Source organism: Huintestinicola sp. (genome assembly GCF_050874005.1).
In the GTDB taxonomy this organism is placed as follows: domain Bacteria; phylum Bacillota; class Clostridia; order Oscillospirales; family Ruminococcaceae; genus Huintestinicola.
Genome location: NZ_JBNMJV010000052.1, coordinates 1 through 14,724, shown reverse-complemented (window position 1 = coordinate 14,724; position 14,724 = coordinate 1). Strand labels below are relative to the sequence as shown.

Sequence of the window (14,724 nt, the reverse complement as noted above, 5' to 3'; positions counted from 1 at the left end):
TTCGGGTATTTTCACCTCGTCATTGCTTTTTTTGCGGTTCCCCATTGCCTGTTATGGGGCATACGTCAACTCAGTTTAGGCTTGAAGTTGGAATTTTTTTATCGGCTCCAAACCACAGACCTAAACCGCATAGGCGTATGCCCCACCCCGATATGCGGGGAACCGCAAAGAAGCGATGTCGTGGTAAAAAAGTCAGAACGAAATCAAGAAAAGGACTCGTAAAAACGAGAAATAACAAATATGTAAAAATGCGGGAAAGAGGAAGAGGGTAGGGAAAGAGGTCGCAAGTGGAAAACCGCAGGGAAGGGGGAAGTCCGCATTTTTGTTGGGTTTATTTCTTCCCCCCTCCCCTTAGGTTGTCCCTTTGCCTACTCACTTACAAGGTTAAGCAAAAATAAAATTACGTTAATCAAAATAAACTATACCGTCAAATTCCAATTTATCGTGCTGTTGACATTCCTATCGGCGCAGAGACAAAGCTGACTGCCCCGTGCAAACTAACAGCTCGACCTCGCCGCAGGGCGTCCCCCGCCGCTGTGGGTCGTCACCCACACCGCATATGCCTGTAAAAATAACCAAAATAAAAAATCGGAAAACGGTGAGACTAAGCTGTTTTCCGATTTTTTAAGTTTTCGTCATCATTCCTCTTTTTTCATTTTTTCGCTTTGATATACTGACGGGGTGAATAAATCACAGATACCTTGTCAAAAATATAGCGGAGAGAGGACTTGATATGATGAAGAAAATTTTTTCTGCAGTTTTATCGGCTGTGATATTTGAATCAGCCGCCTGCGCTGCCGCAGGTGCATATGAGGAGTCCCTGCCCATTCCCGATGTGAACACGGATTTCAAGACCTATATGGATTACCGTGCGATAACCGACACCGATTCGGTGCAGTACGCTCTCCAGCAGGAGGCATACACCGACAGTCAGGGAATCCGCCGCATTGACGGTGATGTCTGCGTGGCGCTGGGAACTGCCTATGCCGAAAGCTGCGGCGAACGTTTCGAGATAACTCTCGACTCGGGAAATACATTCACCGCCATTGTGGGCGATATCAAAGCCGACTGCCACACCGACCCGTCAAACCGCTATGTGGAGCTTTGGGAGGGTCACGGCGATATGGTGGAATTTATCGTTGAAACGGAAAAGCTGGACAGGACTGTCCGCATTATGGGCAGCGTGGGCGAATATGACAAGTACAGCGGCTCTGTTACCTCCATTGTTCCTCTTGATGATGAATAAAAATCACGCAGACAGGCGGCTTTTTTGAGCCGTTTGTCTGCGTGATTTTATTCCGAAAGAAATTCTGTTATCTGTCGGCTGATAGCTTCATATTCGTGATCGTGGACATAATGAGGGCAATCAAGCTCTATATATTTTCCTCTGCTATTTTGTGAAATATATTCCTCGGGTATTCGCCGCCAGGTCTCCTTGTCAAAGCCCGTACCGCCTGAGCCGTCGGAAATAAACAACAGCATAGGTATCTGCGGAACATCAAAGCCTGCGACAGTCTTTGCATTTTCCTTGACCGAGCTGCATTCGTTTATCATTGATACAGTTGCTGTACGGCTGTAAAAAACAGCTCTGTAAATATCCTTTTCATCATCTGTCAGCGTGCCGTATTTTATTGCGTCGCTTTCGGATATTCCCGGTATCAGTCTGGTTATTCCCACTTCTGCCGCAAGCTGTCCCAACTTCATAACCGACATATTTTTTTTCATATGATCGTAGTATTCCGGCACAGCCATATCCAGCCCGATAATTGCTGAAACCTCTTCGGGATATTTTTCCGCCCAGTATAATGCTTCTAATCCCGACATCGAATGAGGACACAGGATATACGGAGCTTCTGCACCCGCAGCCTGCAAAGCACTTCTTGTATCTGCAAGAACAGACTCAATATCTCTGTCCTTATCCACCACGTCGCTGAACCCGTATCCGAATTTTTCAACAACAACTATCTTATATTTATCGCTCAGCAATGAATAAAGCGACTTAAAATCAAGTATCGGTGAACAGGTTCCGCCCCCCGACATAAATACGAGAGTTTTCTCTCCGCTGCCCTCGGTGTAAACGCTCATTTTATGACCGTCCACCCGAACGAGCTGTCCGAGAGGAGAACGCAGCTCTGCTTCTCGGCTTAATGATATCCTGTGATAAACAAATACCGCAGTCAGAAAAGCTATTATTACAGCAGCTATGATACATAAAACTGTCAATACTTTTTTCCTTTTCTTTTTTGACATAGCCATTCACCCCGAAAATGCTGTCACGTTGAAAAACTTACCGACTTGATATTAACGACAACATCACCCGAGGCGCATATTTTTTCCACAACGTCCATACCCTCGATGACCTGACCGAAAACAGCATATACACGTGCATAATTGGGCACTCCCCCGATGTCCGCAAATGTCCTGCTGACCTCTTTCAGCTTGCTTTCATCGCTCCTCAGATACTCTTTTTCATCTTCCGAAAGCTCCACCGAGTTTATGAAAACAATGTCCCCCTTTTCGGTCATACATACAGCTCCCTTAAAGGGCCATAAGTTTACGCTAAGTTCGGGTGAATACGGCTCCTCGCCGGGTGAGTCGAGAGTGAAAATGCTTTTGAGATCGTAAAGTCCTGCCTTCATACCGTCATAAACGCCGCTTTCCGCTTCACTCTTAAAACGGCGGACAGCTTCGGGGGCTTCTTCGGAATAAAGCACAAGGGTGATATCCCCTGCGGTGGTGGATATGACCGCCCTCTGTGCTCCCTCGGGAGGAGGGGCAAGCTGGATAAGCTCCATATCCGAATAATCCGCAGCTGTATCGGCGGCAGAAGCCTGTGCCTGCTCCTCGGCGTATTTCGTGTAACTTTTTACAACGCTTGTAACCATTATGGCTCCCATTATGAAAATGAGCAGCAGGAAAACGGTGGATTTACGCACCTTTATGGTCTTTGTCTGCATCTGTTCACAGCCTTACTTTCTTGTTATCTTTGTGCCCTGACGTGTCTCCTCTATCACATATCCAAGCTCTGCTATCTTGTCTCTGAGAGAGTCTGCAAGAGCGAAATCCTTTGCCTTGCGGGCTTCTTTTCTCTGCTCTGCAAGGGCTTTTATCTCCTCGGGGATATCGTCCTCGGCAGAAGCGTTTTTCTCCTCGGCTTTCTTTGCGTGACCCATAAGATCAAGTGACAGCACCTTGTCAAACTCGGCTATAAGGGCAAGCTTTGTGGAAGCGTTTGTCTCAGCCTTGAGGACATCGTAAAGTGCGGTCACGGCAAGAGATGTGTTAAGGTCATTGTCAAGAGCCGCCTTGAATCCGTTCATCAGCTCGTCATAAGCTGCCTTGTCAATATCCGAAGCAGGCTCGGAGAGAAGTCTTGCTATCCTTGCCACAAGCTTTGTATATGCTCCTGCCGCATTATCAAGATTTTCATAGGAGAATACGAGAGACTTGCGGTAATGTGACTGGAGGCAGAAAAATCTGTAGACAATGGGATCATAGCCCTTTTCTTTAAGCAGGGAAACGGTGAGGAACTCGCCTTTGGACTTGCTCATTTTACCGGTGCTTGTGTTGAGGTGATGCACGTGGAACCAGTAATTGCACCACTTATGACCAAGATATGCTTCGCTCTGGGCTATCTCATTGGTGTGGTGAGGGAATGCATTGTCGATACCGCCGCAGTGGATATCAAGATACTCGCCTAAGTGCTTCATACTGATGCAGGAGCACTCGATATGCCAGCCGGGATATCCAAGACCCCAGGGACTTTCCCATTTAAGCTCCTGATCGTCAAACTTTGATTTTGTAAACCACAGAACAAAGTCTGCCTTATTGCGCTTGTTGCTGTCCTCGTCAACGCCTTCACGGACAGCCACAGCTAAGTCCTCCTCGGAGAAGTCGCCGAAAACATAGTATTCCTTCAGCTTTGATGTGTCAAAGTAGATATTGCCCCCTGCTTCATAGGCATAGCCCTTTTCGATAAGGGAGGAGATCACCTTGATAAAATCGTCGATACAGCCCGTTGCAGGCTCTACTACATCGGGAGTTTTAATATTAAGCTCGGCGCAGTCCGCAAAGAATGCCTTGGTGTAAAAATCGGCTATCTCCATAACCGTCTTGTGCTCTCTCTTTGCTCCCTTGAGCATTTTGTCGTCGCCTGTGTCGCCGTCGCTGGTGAGATGTCCCACGTCGGTGATGTTCATAACACGCTTAACGTCATAGCCCGAAAATCTCAGGTATTTTTCGAGAACGTCCTCCATAATATAGCTTCTCAGGTTTCCGATATGTGCAAAGTGATATACGGTAGGACCGCAGGTGTACATACTTACCTTGCCCTCTGTAATGGGCTTGAATTCTTCCTTTTCGTGGGAAAGTGAATTGTAAAGCTTCATAAAATTTAACTCCTTATATTTGATTATTCCTTCTTATCCTTTTCATTAAAGCATACATCTGTCTTATCCGCATCGGGAACTTCCACGCCCAGCTTCTTTTCCAGCCTGTTTAAGCGGACGGACATCTTGCAAAGCTCCTGTGCCACAGGGTCGGGGATATGCACCTGGTCAAGGTCTGCTGTTGGCTTGCCGTTGCAGCGTGCTATCCTTGCGGGAACGCCCACCGCTGTGCAGTTGTCGGGGATAGCCTCGAGCACTACTGCATTTGCGGCTATCTTTACGTTGTTGCCCACCTTAAAGGGTCCTAAAACTCTTGCACCCGAACCGACCATAACATTGTTGCCGAGAGTTGGGTGACGCTTTCCGTGATCCTTGCCTGTACCGCCTAAGGTAACGCCCTGATATATAAGGCAGTTGTCCCCTATCTCGGTGGTCTCGCCTATGACAACTCCCATTCCGTGGTCGATGAAAAGCCCTTTGCCTATCTTTGCGCCCGGGTGTATCTCAATGCCTGTGAAAAATCTCGCAAGCTGGGAAATCACCCTTGCCGTAAGGTAAAGCTTTTTTTCGTAAAAGAAGTGGGATACCCGATACGCCGCTACAGCGTGAAGTCCCGAATAGGTAAGAATTATCTCAAGTGTATTCTTTGCCGCAGGGTCTCTCTGCTTTACCGACTCGATATCCGCTTTGAAATGCTCTAAAAGTGTGCCTAAGCTGCTCATATGATCCCTCGCTTAAATAAATTATATTGCCCGAAAGCTGTGTGAAACGCCTTTATCATATTATATGCAAACGGTTATCCCTTCGCCTTGATAACATCGCCCCATAAAAAAACAAGCCGCCCTCAGATAGATCTGAAGACGGCGGAAATTTCTTTACCGGCGTGGTCCCACTTCAATTCGGCAAACTTCATATACAAACTTTGCCCTTTGATGTCGTATAACGGCGACCTCCCGTGACAGCATACGCATATGCAAATGGCATACTTCCTCTGTCAGGCTGACGAACGCACTTCACCGCAGATATTCACGCCGCTCACACCAAATCGGCGCTCTCTGTAGAAGCTCTCAAACGGTTACTCTGAACGCTGAGCCTTTATAATATCACATAACGTTAATATTATACCACACCGCTCCGAAAAAAGCAATAGCCAAGGCAACTTTTCTTTGTAAATATTTTTCGGGCGATTGACATCAATGAGCAAATAAAGTATAATTAAATCAAGAGGTGATAAGATGGAGACAGCTCCGAAGCGGAAAGGAAGGCATATTTTCATAAAGCTCATTGTTCTGCTTATCATAATTTTTTTCATACTCTCGGCAGTAAGCTTTCCGCTTAAAACCGTTACATACGAGATATTTACGGATAAAATCACCGAGCCTGTGCGTATTGCCCAGGTGTCCGATCTGCACAGCGAGTATTACGGCAGGGATATGAAAACGCTGCTTGAAGCCATTGACGAACAGTCCCCCGATGTGATAGTGCTGACGGGAGATATTTTCGACGATGTTGCAGATAATGAAAACACACGCATTTTTCTTAAAGCAGCAGCCGCAAAATATCCCTGCTATTATGTTTCGGGAAACCACGAACAGAGAAAGGGCGGCTGGAAGGCTTTCAGACAGGAAGCGGCTGATATGGGTGTAACTGTTCTTGAGGGTGAGAACGTCAGCTTTATGGGTATAACCATTTGCGGCGCTTCATCAACAGGAGACAGCAGACTCACATTTGACGAGAGCGTTGAGAAATGCGCCGAGGAGGCGGGGAACGGCTTTAATGTGCTTCTTGCCCACTATCCCGAGGAAAACGAATATTACCGCTCCTTCGGAAAATTCGACCTTGTGCTTTCGGGTCACGCTCACGGCGGTCAATGGCGTGTGCCATATCTGATAAACGGGGTATTTGCTCCCGATCAGGGTCTCTTTCCCGAATATGCGGGAGGAATGTACGAGTTTGAGGACAGCTGTATGATCGTGAGCAGAGGACTTTCACGGACAAGAAATATTATCCCACGTATATTTAATAATCCCGAACTGGTAATAATTGACATTATGACCGAAAGCGAGGAACCAAATTGAATATTGATCCTGTAAAAATTATAAAAATATCTTTCGGAGCGATAACTGCGGCGGCTGTTGGCTATGGCCTGGAGCTTCAGTACGCCGTTTCTGCGGGAGTGATATGCCTGCTGACCATTCAGGACACACGAAAAGAAACTCTCAAAATAACTCTGAAGCGGCTTATTGCTTTCTGCGGCGTTACAGCCTTATGCGCTGTGATCTTCGGTTTGTTCGGGTTCGGATTTTTGCAGCTTGGTGCGGTGCTGCTGCTCTTTCTTATCTTCTGCGGTGCTCTGGATATGAATGAGGCTGTGGCGATGAACAGCGTTATCGCCACTCATTATTTTGCTTCGGCGGACATTTCACTTGATATGATGGGAAACGAGCTTTTGCTCCTCGGGGCAGGTGCGGGCATAGGAGTGCTTCTGAACATCTTTATGCCCTCAAACACAAGGAAAATCCGACGCATACAGACAGAGACAGACGAGCGGATACGCCGCATTATCGGGCGTATGGCGGTGTATATCACAGCAGAGGACAAGTCCGATTACACGGGAAGCTGCTTTGAGGAAACAGACCGACTGCTTGAGGCTCTCAGACGTGAGTCCGTGAAATACATCGGCAACTCCTTTGTGAGCGAGAAGGATTATTTTTACAAGTACGTGGGAATGAGAATGGAGCAATGCGTCATTCTTATGAGGATTTTTACCGATATCAAGCGGCTGAGCATAGTTACCTCCTACGCTGAACCTATTGCCGCTTTCCTTAATGAAATGAGCAGTCAGTTCAGCGAGATAAACGACGCTGTAAGTCTCCTTGAAGATATTGACGGGCTGTTCGCCTATTACTCGGAAGAGGCTCTGCCCCAAAGCCGTGAGGAATTTGAAAACCGTGCTTTGCTGTATCACATTCTCTGTGACCTTAAAAGCTTCGTTTCCCTCAAGGCGGAATTTGCAGATAAGCTTGACGAGAATGAAAAAAGCAGATACTGGCTTGCAGAGAATATCACATAAAACATACGGAGGGACATTTTTATGAAAAGAATTATCATTACTGACGACGAGCCTATGAACCTCAGAATGACGGAGTTTATTCTGAAAAAAGCAGGCTATGAAACGGTGAAAGCGGCTTCGGGAATGGAATGTTTAAGTGCTGTCAAAGAGCAGAAGCCCGACCTTATCCTGCTTGACCTTTTAATGCCCGTGATGGACGGATTTCAGGTCATTGAAAAGCTTGGGGAGCTTGATGAGGGCAGGGATATCCCCGTTATCCTGCTTACCGCTGCAGAGGACAGGGAGAGCCTTGACAAGGCTGCCGAAATGGGAGTTTTCGCCTGCGTGGGCAAGCCCTTTAAACAGGACGAGCTGCTGAGCAAGGTACAGCTTGCTCTGAGCTGAGTTTTGCGTATAACGGGAGGGTAAAATGCAGACGGACGATATCAGAAGAGAGCTTTTTGAAAACAGGGACGAAAAATTTCAGCGCTTTCAGGCAAGGCTTATCCCGAATATTCCGTCGGAGAGCATTATCGGTGTCAGGACTCCCCTGCTCCGGAAAATGGCTAAAAGGCTGTATACCGAGGGGGCGGAGGATTTTCTTGCAGATGTTCCCCACGGGTATTTTGAGGAAAATCAGCTTCACTTCTTTATTCTTTCCCACATCAAAGACTATGACAGCTGCGTTTCAAGGGTGGAAGGATTTTTGCCCTATGTTGACAACTGGGCGACCTGCGATCAGGGGTCATTTCCAATTTTTGCAAAGCACAAGGAAGATATACCGGAAAAGATAAAGCTTTGGATAGGCTCGGAGCATACATATACTGTGAGATTTGCGGTAAAGCTTCTCATGCAGTTTTTCCTTGACGAGGATTTTAAGGACGAATATGCGGAAATGGTTGCCGGGGTAAGGCACGAGGACTATTATGTGAAAATGATGGTTTCCTGGTATTTTGCTACTGCTCTTGCAAAGCAGTATGACAGGATAATTCCCTTTTTCGAGGAGAGGCGGCTTGACCCTTGGGTCCACCGCAAGGCTATTTCGAAGGCTGCCGAAAGCTATCGCATTTATGACGAGAGAAAAAAATATCTTAAATCGCTTAAATAATTTCGGACTGCCGCAAAAGCTGCAGCACTCCCTGCTTGGAGCATATGTGCTATTCTACAATTTATAAGCAGGAGTTTTGTTCACATATACAAATTTATACATTTGTTCTGTTTTCACTTGACAATTCGATACGAATGTGCTATAATATAAATACAGCACAGGAGCTGCTGACGGTGCTGCAGCTCCTGTGCTTTTACTATAGATCAAAAATCAGCCTTGAAGTATGGTTATTCTGAACACATCAATTGGAACTCCTGTGGTCCTTATTGCAACCGAGTCGATATCTGCGGCGGTAAAGCCTGCTGCTTCTACGGCGGCGGTCATTTTATCATACTCGAAAATCACCAGTCCCTCGGAACAGGAGGTGGCAGATACTTCAACGGCGGTGTCTCCGATGGTGATTATCATTGCGGCAGGAATAAGATTGGTCGGCGCTGAAGCTGTGGTGGTATATTCCGCAAGGAAAAGAACTCCGCTTGAAAGGATCGCTGTACTTACTCCCTCACCCGAAAGACTTATCTCGGCTGAAACGCTGTTTCCCATTGCAGTCTGATGCTCCGGCTCGATCATGATACCCTCCGCAAGCTCGTCGGCGGAGTGAAGTTCTTCTGACGCAGGTGCTTCGGAAATTGCTGTTTCGGGAACTGTTTCGGAAACCGTTTCTTCGGCAGATGTTTCGGTATCGGAAGGAATTTCGGATGTCGGAACTGTTTCCGAGGCAAGCTCTGTTTCGGTGACAGTTTCGGCAGGAGCTGACTGTTCAGCCGTTTCGGAAACGTTTTCGCTTTCGGGTACAGTTTCAGCTTCGGATGTGACGATAAGCTCGGTAATGGTCTCGGTCTGCTCGACTGTATTATTGACAGGCTCACTACTTTGTCCGAGGAAGAAAACCGCTCCGCATACTGCGGCTGCGGCAACTATTGCGATAGCGGCGATAATTCCGCCTTTTCCTTTTTTCTTCGGCTGTGCCGGGATATTTATGGTCTCGGGCTGAGGCTCGGTTTTGTGGCTGACCGCAGGCTCAGGGTCATTCTCACTTTTTTTATCCTCCGCCGGCTGCTTGCTCTCCGTTACTGGAGCTTCTTCCTTATGTATTTTTTCTGCTGCAGGCTGATTCGGTTCCTCGGGAGTTTTTTCGGTCTTTTCTGACAAAGCAGATCCGTTGTCAAGCTTTTTGATGTCGGGAATATCATCGAGGATATTTTCAGCCGCCATCTCAAGGACTGCCGCCTGCTCCTCGGGAGTTAGCACGCCTGTATTTACCTCGGGAAGCCCTGAAGTATCATTTGAAGCATTTTCGGTATCATATTCCTTGGGCTTTTCCTCCTCAGTACGGGGAGACATCTCAAGGACGGGCGCTCCGCAGTGCGGACAGAATTTGCTCGTTTCAAAAAGCTCTCCGCCGCAGTTTATACAATATGCCATATGATATACACCTTTCTGATTATTGAACTTTTGACCTTTGTCAAAAGAAAACTGCTGTATAATACACATTCAAGATAATTATACAGCAGAATTTATTAAGATATCAATTACACAGCGTTATCCCATTGTAAAAAATCTTTGAGAGGCAGTATATGTTTTTCCCGGAGCAAGCTCCTCGTAGCCGCTTTGCTCTGCGGGCATATCAAGGTTTGGAGCATTTACCTGGGCTGTCATTGGCTCGGGGCAGAAATAATTCATAAAGCCGTTGTGGTTCCAGACTATCCAGAACTTGTATTTATCGTCCACCTCGTTGCAGATCTTCTTGCCGCTGGCTGTATCTGTCATAATAGTTCCGTGGAAGGGCTTGCCGTCAAGGGTAAGAGTTCCGCCAGAATACATATCGTTGCAGATATCCTTTAAAACGGGGCAGGTTCCCGAAACGTACTGCTTATCATATTCCGAAAGCTTTGCTCGCTTGCCTGTGGGGAGCCATTTGGATTTATTAAACAGGATATGCTCCTCTGCAGGCACCTGAAGTCTGATATTCTCCTGAAGGCCCCCGTCCACAAAGGGGGCGTTGATGGTGGTATGGGTGGCAAGAGATATGGGCATCATTTTATCCGACTGATTGATAAGGGTAACGGTATGGGTGAGTCCCTTGTCGGACAGCTCTATCTTTATCTGCACGGTGAATTTTACGGGGAAGCAGTTATAGAAAAAGTCCTTTTCATCATAGACATACTCGTTCACAACGTATGCTGTCTTGCCCTTGACTGCCATATCCTTGACTGTATAGGCTCTTTTCTGGATAAAGCCGTGAAGGTGGTTTCCGAAGCGCTCCTCGTTTACGGGGAGACGGTAGAGTGCGTCTGAGGTGCGGAGAAGTCCGCTTTCAAAGCGGTTGGGAAGGTAGAGAGTGGGAAGTCCCCATATTTCGGGAGCGTTCATTATCTCGCCCATTGAAATGCTACCGTTATAACGGAATATCTCCATTCCCCTTTTGTTATCTCTGAAACGAAGGACGTTGGAGCCGAGTCCGTGAGCGACTATGGCGTAATATCCGCCTGCCGCAAGCTCGACTACCTCTGCGCCCTTGTGTATGGCTTTTCTTGCATAAAGCTCCATTGTTAAAACTCCTTTATATTTAAGTATCGTATGCACGTATTCTGAGAGGTATTCCCAGTTTCTCCGAAAGCGCTTTGCTTTCGTTTATCTCACGCTCGGAAATTACGTCAACTACTGTAAACATTACCTTGGGAACGTATTTTTTGCATTCCTCGGCAAACTTTAGCATTGCTTCAAAGCTATCCTCCCACTTGGGTCGGGTGACTTTGTTATAATCCTCGCTGTTTCCCGAGTTAAGGCTTATTGAAACGATATCCACCGCTCCCTCAAGAAGCTGTGCGGTAGGTCTGCCGTTTATCTTATCGCCAAGTCCATTGGTATTGAGCCTTATTGTAACATTGGGGTAGCGCTTTTTCAGCTCTTTTCCTATATATGAAACGTCCTCGGCTCTTTCCATCGGCTCGCCGTAGCCGCAGAAAACTATTTCACCGAATTTTGTCATATCGTACTTCTCAAATTCGGCAAAGACTTCCTCACAGGTGGGTTCTCTTTCAAGCCAAAGGCTGTCGCTGCCGTATGCTCCGTCGCCGTTATGTCTTATACAGAAGGTACAGTTACAGGGGCAGCGGTTTGTGAGGTTTATATACAGATTGCTATGCACCGCATAGACAAAGGTGAGACTTTTCAAAGTTATTCTTCTCTCTTTATTTTCTTATCTTGAGCGATATATCAAACGCCTTAACGGAATGGGTTATTGCTCCTACGGAAATGATATCAACGCCTGTTTTTGCAACTGCGGCAACGGTGTCGATGTTTATATTTCCCGAAGCTTCAAGAACTGCCTTTCCGTCTGCGATCTTTACGCACTCGGTCATTTCCTCGGTGGTCATATTGTCAAGCATAATAACGTCCACATTGCAGCCCAGAGCTTCAATAAGCTCCTCCTTGTTTCTTACCTCCACCTCGATCTTTGCCATATGACCAATTTTCTGCTTGAGAGCGGAGACTGCGCCTGTAATAGAACCGTATGCGTCAATGTGGTTATCCTTGAGCATTGCGGCATCGGAGAGGTTATAGCGGTGATTTCTTCCCCCGCCTGCGGTTACGGCATATTTCTCAAGGGCACGAAGTCCCGGGAGAGTTTTTCTTGTATCAACAATGGAGGCTTTTGTGCCTGCGCAGGCTTCTACAAGCTTATTTGTTGCGGTGGCAACGCCGGACATATGCTGTAAGATATTCAGAGATGTCCTCTCTGCTTTGAGTATTGAACGGGTCTTGCCCTGAACTTTTGCGATGACATCTCCCTTTTTCACCTTTTCGCCGTCGTGAATGAATATCTCGCACTTGACTGTGCTGTCAATAAATGTAAATGTTCTGAGGGCGCAGTCTATGCCTGCAAGAACTCCCTCAGCTTTGGAAACAAATTCGGCTACTGATATCTCGTCCTCGGGGATAAGCAGGTCGGTGGCAAGATCTATGTAGTTTATGTCCTCGGACAAGGCTCTTTTTATTACATCGTCAACATAAAATTCGGGTAAAAACATTTTAAAATCTTTCCTTTCGATATGAGTCAATTTACGCAGTAATCCAAAGTTTCTCCGATACTCTCGGGAATGAGAAGGTCGGCTCTGTCATCATACTGAGTGGCGCTCTTGTTTATCAGCACAAGCTTATTGCCGTGATAATACTCGATAAGTCCGCTGGCGGGATATACGGACAGGGACGTTCCGCCGATGATGAGGATATCGCAGTTTTCGATAGCTTCGATGGCGGCGTTTACCGTTTTCTGGTCAAGTCCCTCCTGATAAAGCACTACGTCGGGCTTTAAAAGTCCGCCGCATTTGGAGCATTCGGGAATATAGGGGGAGTTTTTCACATATTGTGCATCGTGAAGCTTGCCACAGCGGACGCAGTAGTTGCGGTGGACGGAGCCGTGAAGCTCGTAAACAGTCTTACTGCCTGCCGCCTGATGAAGTCCGTCTATATTCTGTGTCACTACAGCTTTAAGCTTTCCCCTGCGCTCAAGCTCGGCAAGGGCAAGGTGAGCCTTATTGGGCTTTGCGTCAAGGTAGAGCATTTTATCCTTGTAAAACTCGTAAAACTCGCTTATATGATTGCAGAAAAAGCTATGGCTGAGAATAGTTTCGGGGGGATATTTATATTTCATATTATAAAGTCCGTCCACGCTTCGGAAATCGGGAATACCGCTTTCGGTGGAAACTCCTGCTCCTCCGAAAAAAACTATATTGTCAGAGCTGTCTATCCATTCTTTAAGACGAACGGTGTTTTCCGTTACTGCCATTTTTTATCAATCCTTTCTGCGGGGAGCCGTATATATGTTAATTATACCACATTCTTTCTGAAATTGCTATAGTTTTTTTTAATTTTTTCAAAAAAACAGAAACCGCTTTATATAACGGCTTCTGCGATAAAAATCAGTTCCTATTTTTCATATCATAAGCTTTATCATAACAGCCGAGAATGCTGTTTTCTCTGCTGTATACCCACATATTCCCGTTTTTGTCTGTCCGGGCTTCATAATGTCACCTCAGTAAATTTATGAGAATACCGCAGAGAAAGGAAAACCCGTTTGCGCCAAGTGAAAAAAGAAAGGGCTTTTTTATATCCGTTCTGCTTTTGTAAACAAGCCATTCTGCTATGACGGCGCTTATTTCAAGGAGAGCCGTTATTATCGCCATAATAGTTCCGTCAAGTCTCATTTCATATGCAAAAAAGCTGTGGATAACATTCACAAGAGGATTTGTGAGCAGGTTTGCAAGGAGCATTATTACAAAGTTTCTGACGCCCTTTACTCCCCATATTGCCCCGAACAGACCTTCGAGAAGTATGGTCAGCAGGAGGGCAATGCCCATTGACTTAATTATTGCAAGAGTCATCGGTGTGTACAGTCCTCCTTTGGAGCGCAAAGCCTGCAAGGAGCATTGCTGCCGAAATAATGCAGAGAATTGCCATTGTCCCCCTGCCTATCTGCATACCGTCCTTTGCGGCATATGAGGGCACATATCCCAGAAACAGGGCAAAGGTGAGAAGTCCGAAAGAAAATCCCCTGCCGCCTTTGAAGATGTCCGCCGCCGCTCTGAGGGTGATGGGCATTGACATATTGAAAAGAAGTATCGCCAGAAGTCCGAAGATGATATTGTCCGAAAAAAAATACAGAAGCGCTGCTCCGAGCATTGACACAGCCGCCGCTTTTTCCTTTCCGAAAAAGTCCGAAGCAAAGCCGCCCAGAGCCTTTCCTCCTGCAGTAACAAGCACCGCCGCAAATGCCGCCATAGGAGTTATTTTCCACGAAAATGAAAGGGCAAATCCGCCGAGACTGCGGATAACCACCACAGCAAAGAACAGCATTGCCGCTGTGAAGAGTGGTGCGGAAGTTTTGAATGAGAAAAAATTCTCCGCCGCCGCTCCCTCTTTGCTATCCGAGCGGAAAATATAGGGCGAGGCAAAGATAAACACCGCCGCAAAAGCCATTATGAGCATTGGGAATATGTATGAAAGCTCGTCTCCCTTGCCCCAGACTGTTCCAAGGTAACCTCTAAAAACCCTGGTATTTAAACAAGCGGAATTATATGAGGAAAATTTTCCGTGTCAAAAGCCGAAACAGCCTCTATTTGACCACAAAATCCCCTCTATTATTGCCCTTTTTCCTCAAAAGGGCGCAGTTA

Annotated in this window: 16 protein-coding genes; 5 read left to right on the top strand and 11 right to left on the bottom strand. The window is 46.6% G+C overall.

The features are described from left to right. Positions 1-733 precede the first annotated feature (733 nt). Positions 734-1,246: a hypothetical protein gene (locus tag ACR0QN_RS12635; RefSeq protein WP_432651577.1), complete on the top strand. Its 513-nt coding sequence runs from the start codon at positions 734-736 to the stop codon at positions 1,244-1,246. Between the two features lie 47 nt (positions 1,247-1,293). Here ACR0QN_RS12635 and ACR0QN_RS12630 read toward each other — a convergent pair whose 3' ends face one another. From ACR0QN_RS12630 to epsC, 4 genes are read right to left on the bottom strand one after another with little or no spacing between them, the layout of a single operon-like run. Next, a complete protein-coding gene (locus ACR0QN_RS12630) occupies positions 1,294-2,223 on the bottom strand; it encodes an alpha/beta fold hydrolase (protein WP_432651576.1) in 930 nt (309 codons plus the stop codon). Between the two features lie 50 nt (positions 2,224-2,273). After that, positions 2,274-2,957, bottom strand: coding sequence for a peptidylprolyl isomerase (locus tag ACR0QN_RS12625; protein WP_432651575.1), 684 nt, complete (start codon positions 2,955-2,957; stop codon positions 2,274-2,276). A 12-nt stretch (positions 2,958-2,969) separates the two neighbouring features. After that, positions 2,970-4,388 (bottom strand): cysteine--tRNA ligase, encoded by a 1,419-nt coding sequence (cysS, locus tag ACR0QN_RS12620; RefSeq protein WP_432651574.1) that lies wholly within the window; start codon positions 4,386-4,388, stop codon positions 2,970-2,972. A gap of 23 nt (positions 4,389-4,411) precedes the next feature. Continuing rightward, positions 4,412-5,110, bottom strand: a complete 699-nt coding sequence (epsC, locus tag ACR0QN_RS12615; protein ID WP_432651573.1) for a serine O-acetyltransferase EpsC — start codon at positions 5,108-5,110, stop codon at positions 4,412-4,414. A gap of 513 nt (positions 5,111-5,623) precedes the next feature. On the opposite strand from epsC, the gene ACR0QN_RS12610 reads away from it, so the two are divergent. From ACR0QN_RS12610 to ACR0QN_RS12595, 4 genes are read left to right on the top strand one after another with little or no spacing between them, the layout of a single operon-like run. Continuing rightward, positions 5,624-6,466 carry a metallophosphoesterase gene (locus tag ACR0QN_RS12610; protein WP_432651572.1) on the top strand — a complete coding sequence of 281 codons (843 nt, stop codon included), beginning with the start codon at positions 5,624-5,626 and terminating at the stop codon, positions 6,464-6,466. Beyond that, positions 6,463-7,461, top strand: a complete 999-nt coding sequence (locus tag ACR0QN_RS12605; protein ID WP_432651571.1) for an aromatic acid exporter family protein — start codon at positions 6,463-6,465, stop codon at positions 7,459-7,461. The genes ACR0QN_RS12610 and ACR0QN_RS12605 overlap by 4 nt, the downstream gene beginning before the upstream one ends. Positions 7,462-7,482: 21 nt before the next feature. Further along, on the top strand, positions 7,483-7,845 hold the full coding sequence (locus ACR0QN_RS12600) for a response regulator (RefSeq protein ID WP_432651570.1): 363 nt from the start codon (positions 7,483-7,485) through the stop codon (positions 7,843-7,845). Positions 7,846-7,870: 25 nt separating this feature from the next. Next, entirely contained in the window at positions 7,871-8,548 is a 678-nt protein-coding gene (locus ACR0QN_RS12595) for a DNA alkylation repair protein (protein ID WP_432651569.1), read from the top strand. 210 nt (positions 8,549-8,758) lie between these two features. Here ACR0QN_RS12595 and ACR0QN_RS12590 read toward each other — a convergent pair whose 3' ends face one another. The 7 genes from ACR0QN_RS12590 to ACR0QN_RS12560 form a co-directional block, all read right to left on the bottom strand. Next, entirely contained in the window at positions 8,759-9,973 is a 1,215-nt protein-coding gene (locus ACR0QN_RS12590) for a hypothetical protein (RefSeq protein WP_432651568.1), read from the bottom strand. 117 nt (positions 9,974-10,090) lie between these two features. Beyond that, on the bottom strand, positions 10,091-11,098 hold the full coding sequence (locus tag ACR0QN_RS12585) for an aldose 1-epimerase (protein WP_432651567.1): 1,008 nt from the start codon (positions 11,096-11,098) through the stop codon (positions 10,091-10,093). A 19-nt stretch (positions 11,099-11,117) separates the two neighbouring features. Then, positions 11,118-11,726, bottom strand: a complete 609-nt coding sequence (locus ACR0QN_RS12580; protein ID WP_432651566.1) for a TIGR04100 family radical SAM protein — start codon at positions 11,724-11,726, stop codon at positions 11,118-11,120. 16 nt (positions 11,727-11,742) lie between these two features. After that, complete coding sequence (gene nadC, locus ACR0QN_RS12575) at positions 11,743-12,582, bottom strand: carboxylating nicotinate-nucleotide diphosphorylase (RefSeq protein ID WP_432651565.1); 840 nt, start codon at positions 12,580-12,582, stop codon at positions 11,743-11,745. Between the two features lie 26 nt (positions 12,583-12,608). After that, positions 12,609-13,340: an NAD-dependent protein deacylase gene (locus ACR0QN_RS12570; RefSeq protein WP_432651564.1), complete on the bottom strand. Its 732-nt coding sequence runs from the start codon at positions 13,338-13,340 to the stop codon at positions 12,609-12,611. A gap of 241 nt (positions 13,341-13,581) precedes the next feature. Next, positions 13,582-13,935: a hypothetical protein gene (locus tag ACR0QN_RS12565; RefSeq protein WP_432651563.1), complete on the bottom strand. Its 354-nt coding sequence runs from the start codon at positions 13,933-13,935 to the stop codon at positions 13,582-13,584. Next, the gene (locus tag ACR0QN_RS12560) at positions 13,916-14,539 is read right to left on the bottom strand and encodes a hypothetical protein (protein WP_432651562.1); all 624 of its coding nucleotides are present in this window, start codon (positions 14,537-14,539) and stop codon (positions 13,916-13,918) included. Before ACR0QN_RS12560 ends, ACR0QN_RS12565 begins: the two co-directional genes overlap by 20 nt. Between the last annotated feature and the right edge of the window lie 185 nt (positions 14,540-14,724).